Origin of the sequence: Haloarcula sp. S1AR25-4 (assembly GCF_031624555.1) — an archaeon.
GTDB classification, from domain to species: Archaea; Halobacteriota; Halobacteria; order Halobacteriales; family Haloarculaceae; genus Haloarcula; species Haloarcula pellucida.
Genome location: NZ_JAMQOR010000011.1, coordinates 16,525 through 38,317, shown reverse-complemented (window position 1 = coordinate 38,317; position 21,793 = coordinate 16,525). Strand labels below are relative to the sequence as shown.

Below are 21,793 nucleotides of genomic sequence, written 5' to 3'. Positions count from 1 at the left end.
GATGGGTGTCTCTGGTGTGCGCCGGCGATCTTGGCGGGTTGCGGCGCACACTGGGTCGACGCTCACGAGTGACAGCGACGACTCTCCAGGGGTTGTTCGGCTGAGAGAGTGTGCTGGCGGGCGTCAGCCCCCATCTCGCGTGAACGTCTGTTTCGGTGCAGGGACTCGTACACCTAAAACTCCCTCATTGACTCGCATGTCATACTCATCTGAGGCGGGTGATGCAGTAGTATCGTCGAGCTATCCCCTAGGTTCTTTAGCGTACCTGCTACCGTCTAGAGTATTCATTATGAGTCAGGCGACACTCGGCTCGACGCCCTACCGCAATTCGAGTCTCTTCTCAGGCTACTATCTCGATGAACGGATTGATGACCTCGAAGAGTGGGAGTGTGACGAGGAGGCCCATGCGGCCTACGAGGAACTGCAGCAACTCTGGGAGCTGGAGGGCGAGCTCGTACCCGGTTACAAGGAAGACGAACTGCTCGACTCGTGGATCGACGAGGTGCTCGATATCCTCGGGTTCGGGACCCAGTCGGAGACGACGGTGCCCGGTGGCGGCGGGTACAACGACCGGCTCCTCTTTGACTCTGTGTCGGTACGCCGGGAGGCGGCTAAACAGGCCCTCGACGGCAATTCGGAGGCCATGTACGGGAAGGCGGCGGCCGTGCTGGAGGCCAAACAGTGGGACGCGGACTTCACCAAGAAATTCGACGAACATCGGTCGTATCGTGACGCTTCCCACCAGATCAAGTACTACCTCGAACACACGCCCGAACAGCTACGATGGGGCGTTCTCACGGACGGCCGGAAGTGGCGGCTCTACGGGACGAAGGACTACGCCACCGAGATCTACTACGAGGTCGATCTGCCGGAATTGCTGGAGGCCGACGACCTGGAGCGGTTCAAGTACTTCTACGCCTTCTTCCGTCCCCAGGCGTTCCGTGAGACGGCCGGGACCTCGTTCCTCGATCAGGTCTGGAACGAGTCCGAGACTGCTGCCCAAGAACTGGGCGAGGACCTGCAGGACAACGTCTTCACGGCGCTACGAGTGTTGGGCGAGGGGTTCATCCACACGAACGACCTGGATATCGACCCCGACGACGCCGAGGCACGGGCGGAGCTGAAAGAGCAGTCGCTGGTCTTGCTCTACCGGTTGATGTTCGTCCTCTACGCCGAGTCCCGGGGGCTCATCCATCCAGACGACCCCAGCGCCGAAGCTGAGTACGAGGAGAACTTCAGCCTCGACCAGCTCCGCCAGGAAATCCACGAGGACATCCAATCCGGCGATACCTTCGAGGACTACAGCGGCTTCTCGACGTCGATGTGGGGGCGGCTCGACGACCTCTTCTCGCTCGTCGACGAGGGCGAGGAATCACTGGGCATCCCGCCGTACAACGGCGGCCTGTTCGATTCGGACAGCCACGAGTTCCTCGCCGAGAACGAAGTCTCCGATCGACACATCGCCGAGGTCATCTACCGGCTCGGGACGACCGAGAACGACGACGACGAGTTCGTCCTGGCGGACTACGCCGACCTCGACACGCGCCACCTCGGGAGCATCTACGAGGGGCTGCTGGAACACGAGTTCCGCATCGCCGACGAGCAGTACGCCGCCGTGAGCGAGGACGGCGGACAGGTGTGGAAGCCCGCGACGGAGGTGAGTGCCGCCGAGTTCGTCGAGCTGGTCGAGCCCGGCGAGCTGTACGTCGTCAACGACGACGGCGAGCGGAAGGCCACGGGGGCGTACTACACGCCCGACTACGTGGTGTCGTACATCGTCGAGGAGACGATTGACCCGCTGCTGGACGACATCAAGACCGAGCTGGAGGCCGACGGCCTGGAGCCCAGCGACCAGGCGTACTTCGGCCGGTTCTACGGGCGGGTTCAGGAGCTGAAGATTCTCGACCCCGCGATGGGGTCGGCCCACTTCCTGACGAGCGCGACGGCGTATCTCACCGAGCAGGTGATGGAGGTCGTCCGCGAGCAGGAAGAGCAGGGACGTGACGAGCAGGAGATCCGCCGGACGATCGCGAAAGAGTGCATCTACGGCGTCGACATCAACGGTATGGCCGTCGAACTGGGGAAGCTGTCGATGTGGCTGGAGACACTTGCCGCTGATAAGCCGCTGGCGTTCCTTGATCACCACATAAAGGACGGCAACTCGCTGGTAGGGTCCGATATCACTGACGTACTGAGTGACGGAGATCGACTGGAGGGCCAGATTACACTGACGCAGGTGTTCGCTCGTGCTCGTCAGCAGACCCTGCAGCACGTCATGGATCTCATGCAAGACCTGCTGGCCATCGACAATGAGGCGTTGGCAGACATCAAGTCGATGGAAGAGTTGTACGACGAGATTCGAGCTGACCCACTCTATCAGCGGCTTTTCGAGGTTGCAAACGTCCACACCGCCGAGCAGTTCAATCTTGACGTGCCCGAAGGTGTCTACGAGGAGATGGCCGGCGCTATCGACGACGGCGAAGATTGGGACACAATCCGTGGTGAGGACTGGTTCACGACGGCGCAGTCGATGGCCGACGACGAGACTTTTTTCCACTGGGAACTGGAGTTCCCCGAAGTGTTCTTCGACGAGGACGGAGAGAAGCTGGATGGGGCCGGATTCGACGCGGTTGTCGGGAATCCACCATATATCCCGACCGAAGAAATCTCTGATCGGCAAAAAACGCACCTCAAGACGCGGTTCGATGAAATCCTGCACCGGAAATACGACCTGTCAGTCCCGTTCCTCCAACAGTGCTACGACCACACGCACAATGGCGGATACGTCGGCATGATCACCCCAGTGAGCTGGGAAACTGGGAGTAACTACGAACCGTTCCGTTCACACAATTTTGGGGAAGACGGAGACGTGGGAATCCAGCAAGTGATTAATCTCCCATTCGACGTGTTTGAAGACGCGTATGTTGACACGACGATTTGCATCTTCACGTCGGGTGAGGTACCGGAGGAATTCCGGGTGAAGGAGTTCCCGAAACGCTCTGAAATCCAGGATGCGGGCGAAATCGGTGAGAATCTCGAATCCATTGACTACCAACAACTCTGGAACGATCCGGCGACCAAAGTGTACGTCCTTGAGTCTATCTATGATCTGATGGGAAAATACGGGAGCGACGACTACGATACGATTGGCGACGTCACTAACTCCACACAAGGCCCTGTCGAAAGTCACTATGAATACTCTCAAACCCGTGAAAAAGACTCTCAACTACTCTACCGGGAGCTTGATGTGTACCGCTACTCGCTCTCCGTCACTGATGAACGGTACATCTACATGGATGAAGACGATTCCGCGAGAGGCTACTACACATCGCCCCGCGTGCTCATTCGTCGCCTCATAAGTCGCGACGACCGCGTCATGGCAATGTACGAAACCGACGACTACGTCGTGAAGAAAGACCTGAACCCGTTCCTGCGCGATGGTGCCACCGAGTCACTCCAATACCTCTTAGCTAACCTCAACAGCACACTCCACTCATACCTTTACATCAACCAATCCTCTGTCGCACTGAAAGATGACTTCCGCCAAACCACACTCACCGACCTACGCGAACTGCCATACCGGACACTTGACGTGGACACCGATGCTGACCATGACCCTGATCTCCCCGATGACGTTGATGAGACCATCGATGCCGCTGTGACTGGTGACTCCGCGTCCGCCCAGGATGACATCATCAACTCTATCGAAAGGAAACTTGACGACGATGATGAGTTCGTCCACGATGTCATGGTCACGCTCGTTGAACGCATTATCGACACGAAAGCGCTGTACAGCGAACTGAACACGGATATGATGACGTACTTCGGTGAGGATCTACAGAGTGAGAACCTTGACTCTCTGGAGGAGTACACGCGACTAAGTGACCTCACTGGATATCAACCACCGAGCGAGAAATCTGAACTGCTCACCGAAACCACGGGCGACGACTACGAATTAATCGAAATTACCGGTGCAACCGTCGAAGATGACGGAATGAAGCTGAAGCTGCTTGTGGACATTCGGACACGCGAGGACAGCGACGACGACTACGACTACCATGACGATATCACTGTGGCCACGTTCCTCAATCCCGACGATGAACTAGACCAACTCCTACGTGCGTTCCTCCCTGAGGCTATCGACCGTGCAGAAGGGTATGCTGACTTCCGGGACTACGCGACCAGCTCTCGGAGCACGTTAGAGGATCGCGTGAAGAACATCCGTCTCCCGGACTCATCAAACGTCTCCGACGACGTGGACCGGTTCCTTGACCGAAAAGAAGAGGCGGCACTACTCGCTGAAAAAATTTCACGGTGCGACGACCTAATCGACCGTATCGTCTACCTTCTGTATGACCTAAGCGACGAGCAAATCACTCGGGTCGAAGAACGGCTGAAATCCAATTCTTAGCCCAATTCTGGCTTTTTGAGATTTCTACCTACGCTGTCCCTGCGGTCCGTCTCTACTATCACGCCACCATGTCCAGCGTATACCTACTCAGAAGTGGGTGATCGCGCCACTCGGTACTGCGTAGGGGATTACTGAATCTGGGGGCTTACTGGTCGTATGTCGGATTTCATTGAGATCGTAATCGTTGGGGTCGAGACCGTATGGACACTCCAACCCCAATGAATAGCCTACTTAGCTGGTAAACGTGGTACCTGTAACCAATAATGCGCTCTTGGGTTAGAGGATTACCGCTCAATGGGCGACACGCCCCGTATATTCAGTATCCTCCTGTGGATACCGGTTCGATATGACAGAACGATTCACTTAGTGCGCTACTGACTAGCCGACCCAAAACTGGAAACTAGAGATCGATTGTCGATCAAATCCGCCGCATCGTCGTCACGACCTCCAGCCCAGTCACGCCCCACTGACACCCAGTCCCCCAATGCGCTCGAAGCCGCCATCGGACCGCGGCAACCACTACAGCGTCGACCACGCCGACACCGGCGGCGATATCGACCGTGCCTTGTGTGACGCGAGCAGCGCCACCCTCGAAGCGTACACTCAGCACATGGAGGCTGTCCATGACTGTTGAATGTAACCTCACTGGCGAGACCAAGCGCATGACGTGCGTCAGACAGGATGTCAATTGGTGCGGGGGTTTTAATACGGGACGGCATGTCACATCCCGGTATCAAGCAAGGACATACCTACCGCTAAGCGATTTGGGACGCAGGAAGAAAACGGGGGCGTCAATTCGCCCCCGAGGTTGGACACCTCATTCTTCCTGCGCACCCATCATAAGCATTTCCCCACAACCAGAGTCATCTCTGCGCATCTGTGGGGAGCCTTAGCCGGTCGTAGAGCCGTGAGAACGTCGTACGCGTATGAATGGCAGGACTCTCCCTCTCTCTCGAAGGGTCACTTGACCCTACAGCACGCCTTTCGGTCGGGCCTGACGGCCTGACAAGCCCCAGAGCTATCACTCGTGACCTCTGGCGGCCTGACCGGCACGATCTCGCCGACGCACTCTGTCGGGCGCTACGCCAGCTCGTGGGCAACCAGCCACGCACGAGTCGGCGGGCGACACTTGTCGAGGAGTACGACGTCACGGCGCTGCAAGAGACGTACCACGGTCCCAGCGACGAGTATCACTACGCGCGGCTGGCCGCCTACGCACTCGAGTCCGACCTCGAGCAGTTGCGCTTCCTCCAGGTCACGCGCCAGCTGGGTGGGTCGACGTCGATCGGAATCGCATCCTCGCTGGCCGATGTTCGGGATGGTCCAGTCCAGATTCTTCGCGCGGCAGACGGGCCGACACCCACGGTTGTCGTCGAGCTCACGCGCTTCCGGGACCTCAAGTCCAATCAGCGCAGCGCCCTCCTCAGCTATCTCCTCGATCTCGCTGCTGGTGTCGACGTCCGTCTCGTCGCGACGCCGCTCGACCAGCGGTGTCTGCTCGACACCCACCGGGAGGAGTTACCGGCGAGCGTGACTGCCGACGCAGAGTCACGCCATGGTGGGTCGGGGCCCGTCGCGACGAGGACCGCCCAGCGTCGTGAGACGGCGCGTGAGCTGCTCGCCGACCGTGGGGAGGACCATCCGGACTGGCGCCGGCTCAAAGCGCTGTACGATGCGCCACAGGAGGCTGCGAGCTACGATTGGCTCGAAGCAAACACGCTTGCAGACTTCCCGTCCCGCGACGCGCTCAAGCAGTGGGTGCGCCGGCTGTCCGACTACGATCTGCTCGAAGCCTACGGATCGCCACAGGACCGCCATGTTCGCCTGCTGCCGACAGGCTATGCACTCTTGGATGAACACCCCTCGATAGCTGTCGCCCCCTCTGACGGCGGTGTGGGCCGTACTGACGGACATAGTAAGGCTGGGCCTACCGGCCAGACCGACACAGCCGCCGGCGTGAGCGACCCCCCAAATACCGCCGACAGTACCGTGTACTCCCCACCCGCACACGAGGGAGGGGAGGACCGGCCGGTCAGCGAGGCCGCAACCGCCACCGCAGGTGGGAGTGACACCGCCTCCCGATCCACCCTCGACGTTGATTTCCTCGACGGCTTCGAACACGACGCCGCCGTCTCGATGGCTCAACCTGGCGAAATCGCCCTCTGTAACCGGCCAGTCGCCACCAGCAGCGATAGCCGCCAGGCCGAGTGGTCGTTCCTTCGAGAGAACGACGAAGCCGTTGTCCGGGTGGAAGCATCCGGCTGGACGGCCCTGACGATAACCCGACTTTGCGCGGCGTTACTCTCGGATCCGGCGTTTCAGCAGGTCTTGACGGTGAATCGTCTCGCTGGGGGCCCAGAGAAGTCCGGGCTCGACGGACTGCCGGTGTCGAACCCCTATGTCCTCCGTTCCGGAGCGTGCTTCGGGTACCTCAAAAACGTCGACGCCACGGCCAAGAACTTCCGGCATCGCCTCCGGCAGGCACGGAATGAACTACTCGCGATGACCGAAGCCATCGAGTTCGGCGCCGACCCCGATCTCGACGCGATCGGCGAACTGGCGCGGAAAGCACACGGTCTGGCTGGCGTCGCGACAAGGCTGTACGACATGCTCGATATCGACGTCACCCGGGTGGTGGAGGTCCCGAAGTCGGTCGTCGCCGATGTCGATCGGCGTCGTCATCTGGTGAAGATGCTGGCCACCCAGACGACCGTCTCCTCCAGGTACGGTGTCTACTCGGCCCACCGTGTACTGTACGAAGAGCGGCCAGAGAAACGTGAGCAACTCCTCGGTGCCCCCGACGTCAACGCTGCCGACCCGGTTGGCGACGTCGTCGGGAGCTGGATTCTGGTCGGTGAGGACGTCGGGTCGCTGCGTGACCCACTTGACGACCTCGAGAACCACCTCGTGCTCCAGACTGGCGAGACCAACTTCGCGCCGTTCACGCTGTCACTCGACATCGTCGACGGGAACCGCCGGTCGGCCTATGCAACGGCGTTGGCCCGCCAGGCCAGACTCAAAAGTATGGACACGACTCGCCAGACCGTGTCGATCCTCCGGGCGGTCAGCAGCGACGTCTTCGCCGCAGCGAAAGCGATCTCCAGACTCGGCTCGGAGGACGACGGACGGAATATCGAACTGTATGACGTCCGGTCGGCGCTGGCGTTCCTTGAGCCCGCGGAACTGGTGCCCGACATCGGTCCCCATACAGTCTCACAAGTTGTCCAGCTCCTCCTGGACGTCGAGGAACCACTCTCGACGAGCGAGGTCGCTGACGCCGTCGGCGTCACGACCCAAACCATCGCGAACAACGACCAGTATTTCGCTGACCTCGAAGCGGTCGGCCTGCTGGAGCGGGAAGACCTCGGGCCCGGGAAAGCGACCCAATGGCGGCTTCGCTTGCCGTTCGAGACCGAGCGACGGCAGTCTTCGGCGCCAACACCCACCATTTGCGTCGATTCACCGGCCTCCGGAATCGACAGTGACCGGCCAGTTGCAGCGCTGGCCGAGTGTCTGTTCCGAGCGCCCCATCGCGATATCGACTACGGGAGTGACCGGTTCCTTACGGCGACGACGCCCGGCGGGGATCTCGGGCCATTCTTGACGGCTCATCCCGAGTTATTGCCGATCTGCCGGTTGGTCGTCGAGTTGCTCGGTTGGACGATCCAAGAGGTTCCGATAGCTGGACTTATCGACTCGCAGTCTGCCTCCAACAGCACTGATAGCCAACCGCTGGCTGCTGGCTCACCAACACTCTCACTCGGGTGTGACCCTACGCCAGCGACTACCCAGTGTGCACTGTCAGTTGTCGACTGAAGTCGTCACGAGGCCGTATCTCACTGATTAACCAACGCTGTCGGCTACTTGCCTCTACTGTTGGTTAAGAAGACTCAGCGCAATCGGGTTCCTGGCCCGATTCGGTGATGGGATACGCGTAGCCGTGGAGTCCAACCGTCGTCGCCACTCGCACGCGCGTCGTCTCACCCGGTTCGACGTCGGCAACGTGGAGTGTCTCGTCGGCCGGCGTGTACGCCCGATACAGGCCATGACGATCCGGTTGTGGGCTCCGGTCGTCGACTGTCACGGTGTATTCTTCGCCTGGTGAGAACGAATGCTGCCAGCGCCGCCACCACTTCTCGCCGGCTTCCAGTGCTATCGCAACCAGATTGTTGCCTGCATGCACCAGGATCGCCAGCCACCAGAGCCCTATCAGCCACAGATACAGGCTCAACAACCCGCTGACGAACACTGGGATCGCTCCACGACGATAGGGACGCGGATTTCGGGTATGGAGGGACGCCCACAGGACTGACCCAGCGACCAACAGCGGGAGGTGAGCGCCGCCCAGCGTGACCGCTAGCAGGTATGGACCGCCGCGAAACGTGAGTTCCTCGACCACCGGCGCGATCACGACGGCCCGGCCCCCTCGTCGTGTTAGTCGCCGCCACTGTCTGCGTTCCCAGTCGAGTCGGTCCTTGAGATCCGCAACCGTGTACGTCTCTGTCTCTCCCGTGTCGATACGACGATCGCTGTCGAGCGACGCGAACCAGCCGAACGGATGCGTGCCTGTGAGTTTGACAGTCCAGTATTTGCACCGGTGGATGACGCGTTTGAGACCAAGGCTGGCGACAGTGAGTACGGCCCACGCTGCAACGAGCCGTGCTGGGTAGACGACCTGTGTTCCCGTTATGGTCGGAGCCGAAATGCTCGGTCCGAATCCCATATCCAACATAGCGCCACCGGACCTGATAAATACAGTGAGTGAACCCCCCCCCCTCGAAAGCCCTCGGCCGCTCGGCATCCCGCGACCGCGCGAGACTGCGTCTCGCTGGCCCTCGTTCGCTGCGCTCACGAGAACGCCGCTGCGCGCCTCGTTTCACTCGGTGCTAGCGGGGTCGGGGGACGACCGAGACGGCCTCGCCCTTTCTGAGTCCGCCAGGATACCGGCTGGGTCACCGAGCGTCGAAGGGCGGATAGACAGGTGGTTCGATACGGCCCGCCCCGCTCGCCGCTGCCGCCCTCCGCTTGCTCACGGCTCACGCCGTTCGCATCGAGGCGCTCGCTACGGTGGGCTCCCTACGGTCGACCACGTAGCAGTCGCGCCTCGCTTCGCTCGCGACCGACCATTCCGGGCGTGCGGGCGCTCTCCGCACCGCCCGCGCCCGTTCCGGGCTAAAGTGAATCTGGTCTCGACGCCAGCATTAAGCGCGTTTTCGGTTGCGCCCCTCGCGGGCTTTCGCGTTCCAGGGCTTTGGGCCGCCTGCGCTGTCGCGCGCCACACCGCGGCGCGCGTGCTCGGCGACCGTCGCCCTGGACACGGCCCCGCAGTCCGGGCCGGACGCGAGAAACGGCTTAAAGCTGGCCGCTCGCTCCGGGCGGGTCGGCACGCGGTGCTGGCTGGTCGGCCGCCTCGGGCGCGCTCTCGCGTCGCGCCCACAGGGCGCTCGCGAAGGCGCGAGCGAGAGCGCGCAGACGAGTCTGTCGGGTTGTCGTCGTTGAGAAATCCGCGATGTAGAGGCATCGCGGTGTCGGGCGCGTGAGCGCCTTCAGGTCTAAGACCAATGTCGAGTACCAACGCGAGCGAAAAGACGGTTTCGGACGAACAGTATTCAACCACCAAGCTGGACGGTCTCGAGGCGACAGTCGAGCGAGAGCCAGCGGCCCGGTCGGCGTGCCCGGAGTGTGAGGGTCGAGTTGTGACCCATGACGAGGAGTCGTTCTGTGCGGACTGTGGCTTGGTCGTCGCGGCCGAGTTGGTCGATCGGAGCCCGACGCTGACCGATCTGGGGATGGTTGGGGATGCTGACCAGAGCATCGAGACGGTGGACCCACTCCGAGCGAACAAGGGCCTCCACACGAAGATAACGAAGCGTACTGACGGACACGGAAATCCGCTCAGTAACAAGCAGTGGAAGAAGTTCCAGCGGCTCCGGAAGTGGCACAAGCGCTACCAGTTCGGTGAGGGTCGCAAGCGGACGAAGCGGCTCAACGAGGGGCTGCGCGATATCGAGATGGTCGGCGGCAATCTGGGGCTACCGGGGCACGTCGTCAAGACGGCGGCACGGTACCTCCGACGCGCCTCAGAGGCGCGGTTGGCCGGCGGGCGGATGGCCTGGGAGGCACTCGCGGGCGGTGCCATGCTCCTCGCAGCGCGCGCGTCGCGGATCGAGCGCGAGGAAATCGACGTCGACGTGGCGACCTACACGAAGGCACCGCAGGAGCGGGTGTGTGCCGCGGCGCGGAAGATTCGGTGTGAACTCGGGGTCGACACTGTCCCAGTTACCCGGCCGAACGCAGTGATGACGGTCGTGGACGCACTCGATGACGACGCCATCCCGGGGAGTGCAGCCGTGCGGATGTGGCGGTTGGCGCAACATCTCATGAAGCTGGGCGATCAAGAGTCGGTCGGGCCAGGGACGTCGCGGCTCACCATCGCGGCGGCGGCACTCTATGGTGCGGATCGGTTGACGCCCCAGAAGCATCTCACCCAGGGGCAGGTGGCGGCGGCGACCAGTACAGTCGTGCCGACGTCGACGAGCCGAATCAGTCGGTACAACTGCGAGCTCGTCGACGCCTACGAGGCCCGACACGGAACGAAAGACGCGGGTGTCATCCTCGACCAGGAGCCGGACACCCTGCACTGAGCGAACTCCTCCCTCGTTTTTTCTTGCGACCACCGCCCAGTGGACGCCCCACCGCCCCACCCTCCGCTCCCGGCCTCCCGCCGGTCGGCCGGCAGCCACAACCTGATAGCGTTAGACAGGGGATTTACTACTGCTTCATCTCTGCACCTACACCGTTCAGTAAAGGGGAGGGAACTACCGCCACGGACTACACGAGTCTCAAACGCACCCGTATGAGACGCCGACCGAATCGGAGAACCGGATGACTTCGAACCCTGCAAGAGCCTGCTCATGACAATTGACCGTGACGTACCACACGATTTCCCCCACATCCCGAGAGACGACAACAACCACGGCAAAGCGGCGAGGGAAATCTTCAATGGAAGCCTGATTTGTTTCGCCAGCAGCAAGCGTGTACCGTCCATGGAGACGGGCCGAGTCGGGTAGTTCGACTGCCGTGAATGTCTGGTTATCTCCGGGATTGTGAGAGGTGATTCCTTGGTCAATCGAGGTGGTGTCAACACGCCCGTCATCAAAACGAATGGTGTATTCAGCTGGGAGTTCTACCACTGACACTTCGAACGTGTGACTTGTGCTTGCCGAGTTGTTGAGGATAACCGTAACCGGGCGCTCTTGAACGGACGGGCCACTGAACGGAAGGGCAGTACAGCCCGCGACCACCAGCAGCGCCCCAAGACTGAACATACAAAGAACGCGCCTCAATTTGGTTGTCCCGTCGTGCATACCATCAGTTCGCGGAGAATCACAATCAATAGCTGTCGCTTATCGGCTCGGTTGGTGCAACGACTGTTAAATACGCACACCTATGTAGCAGTCAATTCAGTTTGAATCACTCTGAAACAAATAGCCGTATAAATCATCTAATGGCGCTCCACAACCTCGCTACCACTATTGTCACTCAGCCGTTGAGAGTTGGCAGGCGAGCGCTGGTTTGTCGCCCCCAAGGGGGACGGAGCGAGTCACTGATGTCACCAGCCCCATCGTTTACGCTCGACGTTGAGACAGCAACCGCCTTTCGCGACTGGTTATTCGAGACAGGCGTAGAGAACCACACCAAGCCACAGATCGCGGACCCGCTTGCAGCACTCGCCGCTGCAATCGATGGCGAACTCCACGACAGCACGGAGTACGTCGCGATCAGCGCGTCGACGACAGCCTTCCCACCACATGATCGGCCCACCAGTGGCGATGAGGCTGGGTCACCGACGCACCAGGAGCCAGCGGAACCACCACAATCAGCTGATACGGGTCCCGTCGACGACGCCGACAGCGACCCCGGCCAACTCTACGACAGTCTCCCCGACGACGCGTGGCACGCCTCACTCGGCCAGCACGATCCGGACCAGGCTGGCCCGTCACCAGCAGCCGACCAGAAGATGTTAGCGGCGGCAGCTCCCCATACACAGGGAGCAGCAAATGACCGAATGCCAGTTCGCTATCGCACCACCTACCAGTGTTCGGTGTGTGGGAGCATCCGAGAGTTAGAGACCTCGTTGCAGGTCTGTGCGTTCGTCGACGACTGTGCCGGCTGTGGTGCCGTCGACGTCCGATTCAGTGCGGTCGGCATCCCCGAGTCGGTCCACGACCCTTTGTAATGCCAGCTGTATCGCTACAATCGACTTCGGGGCCGAACTCTTCGACAGTTCTCGAGGATGGAGTGGAACCGAGAGTCGGAACCCGCAGTTCTCAGACGGCGGCTATTAATTGGCTGTGACACGAAGCGCTAGCCATCTGAGATCCGACGATGTGGTCAAACGAACCCCGGTCGCTGCCCGACTGGATCGAAGACGCCTATCAGACCCTCGTGTCGGGGACGCCGGATCAGCAGACGGACCTCTCGCACGACCAGGCCCGGGACCTCTTGCTCGCTGATGAGGACTTCCCGAATGAACCCGCTGACGCGGAGTACGCCATCGAACGGCTGCTTGACTCCGGGTGGCTCTACGCAGTCGATGGCGAGTTACGGATCACCGATCCAGACCATTAACCAACACCTTTCCCAATTATCCCTGCTACTGTTGGTTAAGAGTGCTGCGGAAGGGGACACGACCAGCTGATACAGTAGCAGGAGCGACGTCGACGCGATAGTCCTGGATGATCGGTATCCAGACGGATGGAGCGCCCCGAACGTCGATTAAGATCTCACTCTCCGAACGCCATCCGGAGACGCCCCGCCTCCCCACCCTCCGCTCCCGGCCTCCCGCCGGTCGGCCGGCAGCCACAACCTCGGGGACAACATCTGAATGACCGTCGTACGTCCTGTTCAGGAGATCGAGATTTTGAGGTCAGTACGTTCGCCGACGATGGTACGATCTGCGGTGCCATCGCCATCGGATTCAGCGCAACCGGAGGTCCAGACCCAGTCTACTCTTGACTACTCCGTTCCACGGCCCAGTGCTCGCTCGAGTTCGGTTTGCACAGTCTCAAACCGGGCGATCAAGCCGCGCAGCCAGCCGTCGGGGACGACGACGATCGCCTCGCCGTCGTTGAGCCGTTCGAGGTCGCTTTCGACGATTGGATGGGTTTCATCTTGAAGTTCCTGTCGACCAACCGAGCGGCCGTCTCGGTCGTGGACAGGGACGGAACGGCGCTGTTTCTCACGGCCGATCTGTGATTGAGCGTACTCAACACTCGCTGCATCGCCAACGCGCATGATGACTGATTGGACGAGGCCACTCAACAGCGCGTTCGCCCGGTCTTTCCCGTAGGTGTCGTGGAGTTGTGCGACCGACTGCACACCGAGCAAGAGTTGGGTGTTTCGGCCCCGGCCTGCATTGATCAGGTCGCCGATCTTGCGGAGGCCAGGGAGCCGCGCAAATTCGTCGAGGACAAAGTACGTGTCCTGATCGTTTGCGAGTGCAAACCGTGCCGCCCAGTCGATGAAGAACCGAAACGCGGGTTGGACTGCATCGCCCTCTGTAATCGGGAAATCCAACAGTAACGTCCGTCCCTGTGGATCGTCCATATACTCGCGAATCGAAAATTCGCCTGCCTCTGCGAAATCACCGCGGAAGAGGTCAGCGATGACTTGCTGGAAGTTCGCGTAGACGCCGGCCGCCTGTCGTTCCGAATCCGGATCGATTGCCGACGCTGCCGCAGTGAGATCCGAATGGTCCGTGAGCCGCTCGTGCATCTCTTGCTTATCCGTCGACTGGACGAACGCCACGAGGTCGGCGTTCGTCGGTGTCGTATCGCTCGCCTGGGCTTCTCGATGAAGGTACGTCACGACGGCAACGAACAGCTGGCGGCCAGCTTGGCTGAAGAATTCCGAGCCATCTGTGTGGGGAAACAGCGCCCGGCCGATTTCGTCGATATCGGCTTCGCGTTCGATTTCGGCGAAGAGATTCCAGTATTCGGTTGCATCCGTCGACGAGAGGTAGATCAAGTTCTCGTGATCGTGGACGTGTTCGAAGCTCTCCTGATATTCGCCTTTGTAGTCGAAGACAACGAACGGATCGCCAGTTCCGGCCTGCATCTGGTGGGTGAGGAGCTTGATCGTCTCCGTTTTCCCGGCGCCCGTCTCCCCGAGGACGAGAATCGATCGGTCCTTGCGGAGCGGGACAAACCGCGAGAGACTCATGCGATCGCTCGTTCCAGAGAGGCCCTGAAACGGGAGGACATAGTTCCCGTCGTCGATGATTCGACGGAATTCGCGTTCCGTATCCCAACTCCGCAGTCGCTGGCCGGCATACACTGCGCTCCCGAGTGCGACGACGAAGCCGCCGACACGGAGTGGCGTGAACTGCTCGATGAGCGGCAGCGACATAGCAGTCAGATAGCCGGCCTGATGCAGGAGGACTTCAGCTATCTGTGCGAGCAGCAGGACGTGGAACGCCCAGAACAGCTGGAGGTGCGCTGGAAACAGCAGGACAGTGCCGACTGCGCCCACCAGATAGAACAGGGGGATGAGCCAGAGCGCGCGACTCCGGTGTAACCCGTCGAATTTGAAGTCGTAGAAATTCGCGCGCTCGAGGATGGCATACACCCAGGGCAACAGCAGCGCAGCCGTCATCACTGCCGCAATCTGGAAGAACATCTCGACCTCGTCTTCTTGCCGGTAGTCCTTGCTCTGAGACTCGGAATCAGTACGGGCGCTCACGAGTCAGGCCCCTGTACTTGTGCCTGATCAGGCTCTGGTCCAGACTCTTGTTCGTGGTCGAGATCCCGATCGGATTCAGTCTCCAGTTCGTGTGTGGCGTCGTGCTGTAACGTCTGTTCGAACTGGTGCGAGAGCTCCTTAGTGAGCTCGCGATGCTGGTCGTGGAACTGCTCTTGGGCACGCTCGCGGAGCTGTTCGCAGTCCTCTTTATCCATCCAGAGGTCGCGTTTGGTCCCAGTCAGTGCAACTTGGGCGTGTGGATGATCGGTATCGCGATGGATTGCATAACAGTACGTCGCTGTATTGCGGTCCTTGCAAAACTCGCTCATCACCTGCCGAGTGTACAGGCTGAATTGGTCATCGGAAAGGTCGGTGCCGTTCTGCGGTGAGATGATGACTTCCCGTTCGAACTCGTATTCTTCGGACTTCTCGATGAACGCCTCGATCTCCTCGTTGGACATCTCCTCGCCGGCGCGGTTCTCGAGCCCTTTCTCCTTATCCAAGTACTCGACGAGGTTCCGCGCACCGTGCTCGCGATAGTTGGTGTCCGTGAAGACCTTCATTCGCGATCACTCCGAAGTTTGGCGAAGAGGTCGCTGCCATCGTCCTCATCGCTTTCAGCATCGCTGGGGGCGGCTGTCGTCTCGTCGACGTCGTCTGGCGTGTCGTCGGTGGCCGCGTCAGGCGAGTCGGATGCTTCGTCGGACGTGGGCCGCTGCGTCGCGGCCGAATCAGTCGCGGGCTCAGCACTCCCCGTGGATGACGGACCCTCACCTACCTCCTGGATACCCGTTTCGAGATCTTGGCGGATCCGACGAGCGCCCGTCTCGAGTGCCTCTTGCCGGACGTGAGCTGACCGATCCTGTTTCATGAGTTCGAAGTTGGCGATTGTGTAGGCACCGAACTTCGCGTTCATGTCACGGATTTCCTTGGCGGTCTCGACCATTTGCTCGGTGCCGACTGAGATCAGCTCCTGAATTCGCTCTTCAGCGCGCGCTTCTGAGGCTATCGCGTCCTGGGCGTCCTGTTGGAGCTGGCGGTCGATCATGTCGTTGATGATCCCGGACATGGAGGTGTCTTCCTCATCGGCGCGCTGTTTGAGTTCGGCCTTGCGTTCGTCAGTGACGTACACCGTAATCTGCGTGTCGCGCCCACCCATTTCAGACACTCCGAGCAATACTCGTCGTGGTTGGTGCGAGCCGCTCGATGGAGCTATCGACAGTCGGTGTCTGCGGAAGACTGGTGTGTGGCGGTAGAGGGCAAGCCAAAGCTGCACATTGGTCTGCGAAAAATCGCTGGACGGCAGTTTGTGGGGACCACATTGGCTATGTCTACTCCCACATTGGATTCCATCTTAATTATTACGCCCACATTCGAGCTGCGAGTAACACGGATACTGCAGATCGAGGTCCTCGAATGCAACTGGAACTACGAATCTATTAACCAACAAACGGTCGATATTGTCGGACTTGTTGGTTAAGACGGTGCTCCGTCTGGTGGTGAATGTAATGACTGACATGATTCACTAACTACTCAAACCAGCGCTAGTCTTTTGTATAACTGAACCGAAGTAATGATAGACAATAGTATGAGCAAGACAGAGTCTGAAAAAGTGGTGTCTGTATCGTCGCGCGGGCAAGCCACCATCCCAAAGGAATTCCGTGAGGAGTTGGGTATCGACACGCCCGGCCGTGTGAAGTTCATTCGGACCGAAGAGGGTGAAATCGTTGTTCGCCCCATCCACTCGGTTACAGATCTGCGTGGGGTTCTGGAAGGGAAAACCGACGAGCAGGGCCGCTCGGCAACCGAGCGCCTCCAGGAGGAACGTGCAGCGGACAAAGCCAGCGAAGAGGAGTTGCGGCAGCGCTACGCCGGTGACGACGAGGCTGACGCATGACGGGTGGGGCTGAGATTCCCGAAACGATCGTCTTCGACGCCGAACCACTCATCGCCTATTTCTGCAACGAACCAGGGAGTGACACCGTCGAAACGTACGTCGACGCCGTTGAAGGCGCGGCAGACGGCTACATTTCGGCGATCAATCTCGCAGAGGTCCACTACGTCGTCCGTGCGATTGACGGTGAGGAACGCGCTGATGCTGTCGTCGACGTCCTCGAGGAAAGCGGCATCCGTCGCGTCGACACCGAACTGACCTGGGCGTCAGCAGCCGACTTCAAATTCCGCTACTCTCCGGCGCTTGGCGATGCCTTCGCGCTCGGGACCGCAGCACACGTCGACGGGATGCTCCTCGTCGGGGCCGATGATGATTACGACGACGTCACTGACGTCCCGATCACTCGGTTCCGGACCGAACCAGCGTAAGTAGCGCTTCAGCGAGTTCTGGAGGCCCATGTCTCCGACCTGAACCCTATCCTCACCCCCCGAAAATGGGTCCGTCGCTGTCGTGTACTCCTGTTCCGACCGGTTCACGCTACACGTGGTCGGTGAACCACTCGGGAGCGCCGTAGGCGTCGGCCCAGCAGCGCCGGTGGCAGGGTTCTCCTTGGCCGGTCGGAATCGCACGTTCGAGATCGACCATCTCGCCACAGAGGTCACACTCTGCGCGGTGTCCCATCTGTCTGGTCTCGACGTCGAGTCCCTTCGTCTCGATGTAGAGTTCGTGTAGTGCCCGTGGCGTGAGTCGGACAAGCACTTTCTCTCGATCATTCTTCTCCCGCTTCTCCGGAGTATACGTGAGCACCCAGTCCTGACCGTTCTCACCATCACCAGCCGGACCGAGCGAGATGGTCTGCGCCAGCTCGTCGGGGATGTAGTGCCATTCGTTGTCGGCGAACCGTGGGTAGTGACCTGCCGGTCGCGGGTCCTCGGGGTCGACGTTGTCCTCTGTCATAGCTCGGCCTCCGCGAACGCGTCGTCGATAACGTCCTCGCTGGGGCTGTTGAGATATGGTTCGATCGCGGCGAAGCTATCCCATCCACCGACAGCCATCACCACCCGGGGATTCATCTGTTCGTCGACGAGGAGTCGCTGGGCGAACCGGCGCCGGAGATCGTGCGTGCTCACCTTCTCGAAGTCGTCGTCACCAGTCGCGTCAGCGGCCCGCGCAGCTGTCCGTCGAACCACGGCACGGACGCCAGGTTGCTTCAGATCGATGAAGGGGTCTTTCGGTGCGATATTGTGCTCGTTCTGGAAGCGCTGGAGATCCCGCTCGACGTCGGCGGGCAGGAAGGCATCACGAGGTTTCCCGCCATTGCCGCTGGTGTCCTTCCCGGCCTGCACGCGGAGTCGGTACTGGCCGCTCTTGGTCTGCTTGATGTCGGTGGGTCGGACCTGCGGGATCTCGAACGCTCGCAGCCCGACGAACGCGCCGAGTTGGATGATGAGGTCGTCCCGTTGACTGTTGGTGGCCCGTCGAAGGTCCTCAATCTCGGGGTCGGTGAGCCACACCTTGTACTCGTTCCCATTGGTCGCTTCGATGCGCATTACGATTACTTTGATTTCCGCCACTAATGTATCTAGTGGTTGTCAGGAACGGTGGGACACACCCCGTGTACCAAGTGAAAATCTGTGTGTCTATTACGACTTGTCCAAGAAGTCGTGGCGCTGTCAAACTCTGCTGGCAATCTATCATATAACGACTCAGATTTAATCATTATTAATTCTTTAAGGCCATATTATTATGAAAGACCATTAGCTTCATACCGGCTGCGCAGTGAAAACGTTACACGTAGGGAAAAAGGCGCCCTCTGGAATAGGCCCTTTGAGAATCCCTACAGGAGGTGCTAAATTCATCCCTCAGCAAGAGCTGCTGCTCTGCCTTGAAGTGGTGATTCAAGCGCTGACACTCACGGTCTTGGTTGTCGAGTTAGCAAAGTTGATCCAACAACGCAGAGGTGGCTAAGGGCAGTTAAAGTTGGGCGCCAACAACCTTGGCGCCCCCTGGAATAGGCATTCGAACATCCGTAGCATTCTTATTTAATAGTTACGCAGGAGATTTCTTACATCTCTTCTGGATGCGAAATCTCTGAATGTTCATGATCAGAGGACCATCACGACATATTACACAAGCCGGAACTACCACAATCTATTGTGGCTAATTGGGTTCTGTTGAGTCACAGTTTGGACATCGGATTCGACTGCACTCCGCATCTTCAGCAACAAACAACAAAAGAAGTATCACAGGAACAGACGATCTGTATGGGCGGCATACACTCGGGGTAACGCTAATTAAATGTAAAACCACCGACTTATTGAGCAGGTCGTGATGCCACTGATAGGGTGATATTCGATGAATAGTGGAGGTGAAGGGCTGTGCCCTCCGAGGGCCCGTGTAGGGCCCCGAGCAACAGACTCCAACTGGTTGCTCACGCTATTTGGCGCAGTCCAATATCTTGTTTGGCGATTGATTAAATTTGGGTTCAGAGGACGAATTGAACAAGTCGTTCCTACATTGTGATTTATATTCGGCACTGCTCAACAGGTCGCCAATGCTGTGGGTGTGTGACAGATGTGGGACTATCCACTCTCAGAACCCGCCGGAGTGTCGAAAGTGTGGCCATCGGATCTTCGATTCGATGCAACCCAACGAGTATGAACGGAAATACGACGAGAAACCGCCAGAACCCGTTGATGATGCAATTACGATGGGTACCACACCAGAGCCAGATTTTGAATCCTCCCCGGATGTGGCTGTAGACGGATCAATAGACACAGAAGACGGGAAAGAAGTCGATAGCAGTCAACAGCAGGATGACAGTGGCTTACTCGCTCGATTGCGGAATTGGCTCTCCTGATGATTTCGGCTTATTGGACAAGTCGTTGCCGCGGTCTGAAAAGATTCTACTCACCGATCAGTCAAGGAACGAACGAAGGTCGTCCGGCGAGAGAGCATTGTGGTGTTCTAAGTATGCCTCGACATCCGTCACTGAATCCAATGATGTCGCCGCCTCAAGTAGGGTCTGAGATAGCTGGTTATACTCTGCCAAGACTCGCTGCTCGTAATCATGCGCATCATCGATATACAGCAAGAATATGATGTGATATGTCGGCTCATTTTCAGGGACGTACGTGACTGTCTTCGTGTAGATCCGGCACTGGTCCCCCGCGGTGAAGATGTCGATATTTTGTATCTTCTCGTGAACGAGTTGGCCGGGTGGACTTTGACGATCGGCGATGTCGATAAGACGATTAATAATCTGCCGTTGGTCGCCTGGATCGCAGTCGCCAAGATTACTACGTGCTTCGCCAGCGAAAATGAACCGAGTCTCTTCGTCGGACAGCGGGACTCTGCTCACAGCAATTAGCGTTAGAAGTCAAGGACAGCCTCGATCTCTTCTTTCGAGGCTGTATTATCTCCAGCAATATCTTCGATCCCCTTGAGCACGCCTTCAGGAACGCGCGGCTCGTCGTCCCCGCCTTCAGAATATTCGGGCTCGGCGTCCTCATCCAACTGACTCATATTATCTTATAGCGAGTTATAGCGAGTTATAGCTTTGGTGTTTTGGGGGTTACTGTGGTCGTTACTTTGTTTCAGGGCTATCTGTGGGAATATACCGTTCAGTAGATCCGTGTACTGAGCAGTCCAGAGTCAGTATAATAGCTCAAATGAGACTCTGGTTCAGCGAGAGCTACTCAGAAGTTGATGAGGTGTGATACGAACTACCGGAGTTGAACGAGGTGAGTTCGTCGATACGATCTTCCAGTTCCTCAATCTCATCCTGTAACTGCTCCACTTCATCGTCCTCGGCGTCGCTTGCAGCAAGACGGTCCTTCAGTCCCTGTAGCCGAGTTTCCTTGGTCTCTTCGTCGACGTCCGCTTTCCGAACGTATTCCGTCTTATCGAGCTCATAGAGATCCGACTCACTAAGCTCAGTTACCTCAAGGGCCTCGTCAACTTTCTCACGGTCAACGCTGGTGACACGGTCGCGGTCGATCCCGGCAGCCTCCAGGGCATTCAGGACGGTGTCCGCATCTTTGAGTCGCCGCTGGCGTCGAGAGGTCCGTTGCACTGACCCGAACTGTCCACTGACGGGCTGGTCGTGATGCAGCCGGCTCAAGAGGACATCGGCGATTTCTTTGCGGAGATCGTCGGCGCTCCGCTGGACGTCCGATAACATCGTGTAGAGGTCGACGAGCGCATCCGTCTCCAACTCACCAACGGCCTCGACATTGTGTCGTTCGAGCGCGTCAGTCAGCAGGAGCGCATCGCTGTAGACCTGCAGATCCGGCTCTTCACGCTCGATATCTTCGTCTGTCTCGCCCGTTGTGGCGACCTGTGTGGTGGTTTCGAGCTCAGTCTGGCGAATGACGCCGGCGTCTTCATCAACTTCCATACGAGGATGAAGCGACCAGACCGCCGGGAACGGTTCGGCATCGGGTGGCAACCGGTCAAGATCAAACTCATGGTTTGGTTCATCGCCGACCCGTCGGAACAGCGTCTCGAACTGGTCGCGCTGGAGGGGACGTGTTTCGTCTTTCTCGACGTAGTCGATAATAATCCGATGTTCCTGGGTATCGCTGATCCGGAACGGCGTATGCGTGCGTGGCGTCACCAGCACCGCATCTGCTGAGAGGTCTTCCACCTCTTCCAGCAGCGTGTGCCAACTGACACTGAACGACATATCTGACCCACCACCGCCGCCATCAAAGGCCTACTGTTGGGGGAGACTTACTCCACCG

At 59.1% G+C, this 21,793-nt stretch carries 18 protein-coding genes; 8 read left to right on the top strand and 10 right to left on the bottom strand.

The window, feature by feature from the left end; translation table 11 throughout:
* Positions 1–289 precede the first annotated feature (289 nt).
* The 3 genes from NDI85_RS21685 to NDI85_RS21675 all read left to right on the top strand — a co-directional run bounded on the left by NDI85_RS21685 (position 290) and on the right by NDI85_RS21675 (position 8,227).
* Positions 290–4,411, top strand: a complete 4,122-nt coding sequence (locus NDI85_RS21685; protein ID WP_310917037.1) for an Eco57I restriction-modification methylase domain-containing protein — start codon at positions 290–292, stop codon at positions 4,409–4,411.
* 484 nt (positions 4,412–4,895) lie between these two features.
* On the top strand, positions 4,896–5,045 hold the full coding sequence (locus NDI85_RS21680; protein ID WP_310917036.1) for a hypothetical protein: 150 nt from the start codon (positions 4,896–4,898) through the stop codon (positions 5,043–5,045).
* A 296-nt stretch (positions 5,046–5,341) separates the two neighbouring features.
* On the top strand, positions 5,342–8,227 hold the full coding sequence (locus NDI85_RS21675; RefSeq protein ID WP_310917035.1) for a FaeA/PapI family transcriptional regulator: 2,886 nt from the start codon (positions 5,342–5,344) through the stop codon (positions 8,225–8,227).
* A gap of 64 nt (positions 8,228–8,291) precedes the next feature.
* On the opposite strand, the gene NDI85_RS21670 is transcribed toward NDI85_RS21675, so the two are convergent.
* On the bottom strand, positions 8,292–9,134 hold the full coding sequence (locus NDI85_RS21670; protein WP_310917034.1) for a CPBP family intramembrane glutamic endopeptidase: 843 nt from the start codon (positions 9,132–9,134) through the stop codon (positions 8,292–8,294).
* A gap of 838 nt (positions 9,135–9,972) precedes the next feature.
* Between NDI85_RS21670 and NDI85_RS21665 the strand changes: the two genes are divergently transcribed.
* Positions 9,973–11,055 carry a transcription initiation factor IIB family protein gene (locus tag NDI85_RS21665; RefSeq protein WP_310917033.1) on the top strand — a complete coding sequence of 361 codons (1,083 nt, stop codon included), beginning with the start codon at positions 9,973–9,975 and terminating at the stop codon, positions 11,053–11,055.
* Between the two features lie 198 nt (positions 11,056–11,253).
* On the opposite strand, the gene NDI85_RS21660 is transcribed toward NDI85_RS21665, so the two are convergent.
* Positions 11,254–11,778 carry a hypothetical protein gene (locus NDI85_RS21660; protein WP_310917032.1) on the bottom strand — a complete coding sequence of 175 codons (525 nt, stop codon included), beginning with the start codon at positions 11,776–11,778 and terminating at the stop codon, positions 11,254–11,256.
* A gap of 242 nt (positions 11,779–12,020) precedes the next feature.
* Here NDI85_RS21660 and NDI85_RS21655 point away from each other — a divergent pair, with 242 nt between their 5' ends.
* Complete coding sequence (locus NDI85_RS21655) at positions 12,021–12,650, top strand: hypothetical protein (RefSeq protein WP_310917031.1); 630 nt, start codon at positions 12,021–12,023, stop codon at positions 12,648–12,650.
* 149 nt (positions 12,651–12,799) lie between these two features.
* Positions 12,800–13,042 carry a hypothetical protein gene (locus tag NDI85_RS21650; protein WP_310917030.1) on the top strand — a complete coding sequence of 81 codons (243 nt, stop codon included), beginning with the start codon at positions 12,800–12,802 and terminating at the stop codon, positions 13,040–13,042.
* 387 nt (positions 13,043–13,429) lie between these two features.
* Here NDI85_RS21650 and NDI85_RS21645 read toward each other — a convergent pair whose 3' ends face one another.
* From NDI85_RS21645 to NDI85_RS21635, 3 genes are read right to left on the bottom strand one after another with little or no spacing between them, the layout of a single operon-like run.
* Positions 13,430–15,154 carry a type IV secretion system DNA-binding domain-containing protein gene (locus NDI85_RS21645; RefSeq protein WP_310917029.1) on the bottom strand — a complete coding sequence of 575 codons (1,725 nt, stop codon included), beginning with the start codon at positions 15,152–15,154 and terminating at the stop codon, positions 13,430–13,432.
* Positions 15,151–15,717, bottom strand: a complete 567-nt coding sequence (locus NDI85_RS21640; protein WP_310917028.1) for a relaxase/mobilization nuclease domain-containing protein — start codon at positions 15,715–15,717, stop codon at positions 15,151–15,153. The genes NDI85_RS21645 and NDI85_RS21640 overlap by 4 nt, the downstream gene beginning before the upstream one ends.
* Positions 15,714–16,313: a hypothetical protein gene (locus NDI85_RS21635; protein ID WP_310917027.1), complete on the bottom strand. Its 600-nt coding sequence runs from the start codon at positions 16,311–16,313 to the stop codon at positions 15,714–15,716. Before NDI85_RS21635 ends, NDI85_RS21640 begins: the two co-directional genes overlap by 4 nt.
* Before the next feature lie 429 nt (positions 16,314–16,742).
* Here NDI85_RS21635 and NDI85_RS21630 point away from each other — a divergent pair, with 429 nt between their 5' ends.
* Positions 16,743–17,051: an AbrB/MazE/SpoVT family DNA-binding domain-containing protein gene (locus tag NDI85_RS21630; protein ID WP_310917026.1), complete on the top strand. Its 309-nt coding sequence runs from the start codon at positions 16,743–16,745 to the stop codon at positions 17,049–17,051.
* A complete protein-coding gene (locus tag NDI85_RS21625) occupies positions 17,048–17,476 on the top strand; it encodes a PIN domain-containing protein (RefSeq protein ID WP_310917025.1) in 429 nt (142 codons plus the stop codon). Before NDI85_RS21630 ends, NDI85_RS21625 begins: the two co-directional genes overlap by 4 nt.
* 109 nt (positions 17,477–17,585) lie before the next feature.
* Here the strand turns inward: NDI85_RS21625 and NDI85_RS21620 are convergent, their stop codons facing one another.
* The 5 genes from NDI85_RS21620 to NDI85_RS21600 all read right to left on the bottom strand — a co-directional run bounded on the left by NDI85_RS21620 (position 17,586) and on the right by NDI85_RS21600 (position 21,735).
* The gene (locus NDI85_RS21620; protein WP_310917024.1) at positions 17,586–18,005 is read right to left on the bottom strand and encodes a hypothetical protein; all 420 of its coding nucleotides are present in this window, start codon (positions 18,003–18,005) and stop codon (positions 17,586–17,588) included.
* A complete protein-coding gene (locus NDI85_RS21615) occupies positions 18,002–18,598 on the bottom strand; it encodes a site-specific integrase (protein ID WP_310917023.1) in 597 nt (198 codons plus the stop codon). Before NDI85_RS21615 ends, NDI85_RS21620 begins: the two co-directional genes overlap by 4 nt.
* A 1,367-nt stretch (positions 18,599–19,965) precedes the next feature.
* Complete coding sequence (locus NDI85_RS21610) at positions 19,966–20,409, bottom strand: hypothetical protein (RefSeq protein WP_310917022.1); 444 nt, start codon at positions 20,407–20,409, stop codon at positions 19,966–19,968.
* Between the two features lie 11 nt (positions 20,410–20,420).
* Positions 20,421–20,573: a hypothetical protein gene (locus NDI85_RS21605; RefSeq protein WP_310917021.1), complete on the bottom strand. Its 153-nt coding sequence runs from the start codon at positions 20,571–20,573 to the stop codon at positions 20,421–20,423.
* A 169-nt stretch (positions 20,574–20,742) separates the two neighbouring features.
* Positions 20,743–21,735 (bottom strand): hypothetical protein, encoded by a 993-nt coding sequence (locus tag NDI85_RS21600; RefSeq protein WP_310917020.1) that lies wholly within the window; start codon positions 21,733–21,735, stop codon positions 20,743–20,745.
* Positions 21,736–21,793: the final 58 nt, after the last annotated feature.

Excerpts from the sequence above, each read along its gene's own strand:
- NDI85_RS21685 (WP_310917037.1), top strand. The coding sequence starts at position 290 with ATGAGTCAGGCGACACTCGGCTCGACGCCCTACCGCAATTCGAGTCTC.
- NDI85_RS21680 (WP_310917036.1), top strand. The coding sequence starts at position 4,896 with ATGCGCTCGAAGCCGCCATCGGACCGCGGCAACCACTACAGCGTCGAC.
- NDI85_RS21675 (WP_310917035.1), top strand. The coding sequence starts at position 5,342 with ATGGCAGGACTCTCCCTCTCTCTCGAAGGGTCACTTGACCCTACAGCA.
- NDI85_RS21670 (WP_310917034.1), bottom strand. The coding sequence starts at position 9,134 with ATGGGATTCGGACCGAGCATTTCGGCTCCGACCATAACGGGAACACAG.
- NDI85_RS21665 (WP_310917033.1), top strand. The coding sequence starts at position 9,973 with ATGTCGAGTACCAACGCGAGCGAAAAGACGGTTTCGGACGAACAGTAT.
- NDI85_RS21660 (WP_310917032.1), bottom strand. The coding sequence starts at position 11,778 with ATGCACGACGGGACAACCAAATTGAGGCGCGTTCTTTGTATGTTCAGT.
- NDI85_RS21655 (WP_310917031.1), top strand. The coding sequence starts at position 12,021 with ATGTCACCAGCCCCATCGTTTACGCTCGACGTTGAGACAGCAACCGCC.
- NDI85_RS21650 (WP_310917030.1), top strand. The coding sequence starts at position 12,800 with ATGTGGTCAAACGAACCCCGGTCGCTGCCCGACTGGATCGAAGACGCC.
- NDI85_RS21640 (WP_310917028.1), bottom strand. The coding sequence starts at position 15,717 with ATGAAGGTCTTCACGGACACCAACTATCGCGAGCACGGTGCGCGGAAC.
- NDI85_RS21635 (WP_310917027.1), bottom strand. The coding sequence starts at position 16,313 with ATGGGTGGGCGCGACACGCAGATTACGGTGTACGTCACTGACGAACGC.
- NDI85_RS21630 (WP_310917026.1), top strand. The coding sequence starts at position 16,743 with ATGAGCAAGACAGAGTCTGAAAAAGTGGTGTCTGTATCGTCGCGCGGG.
- NDI85_RS21625 (WP_310917025.1), top strand. The coding sequence starts at position 17,048 with ATGACGGGTGGGGCTGAGATTCCCGAAACGATCGTCTTCGACGCCGAA.
- NDI85_RS21620 (WP_310917024.1), bottom strand. The coding sequence starts at position 18,005 with ATGACAGAGGACAACGTCGACCCCGAGGACCCGCGACCGGCAGGTCAC.
- NDI85_RS21615 (WP_310917023.1), bottom strand. The coding sequence starts at position 18,598 with ATGCGCATCGAAGCGACCAATGGGAACGAGTACAAGGTGTGGCTCACC.
- NDI85_RS21605 (WP_310917021.1), bottom strand. The coding sequence starts at position 20,573 with ATGAGTCAGTTGGATGAGGACGCCGAGCCCGAATATTCTGAAGGCGGG.
- NDI85_RS21600 (WP_310917020.1), bottom strand. The coding sequence starts at position 21,735 with ATGTCGTTCAGTGTCAGTTGGCACACGCTGCTGGAAGAGGTGGAAGAC.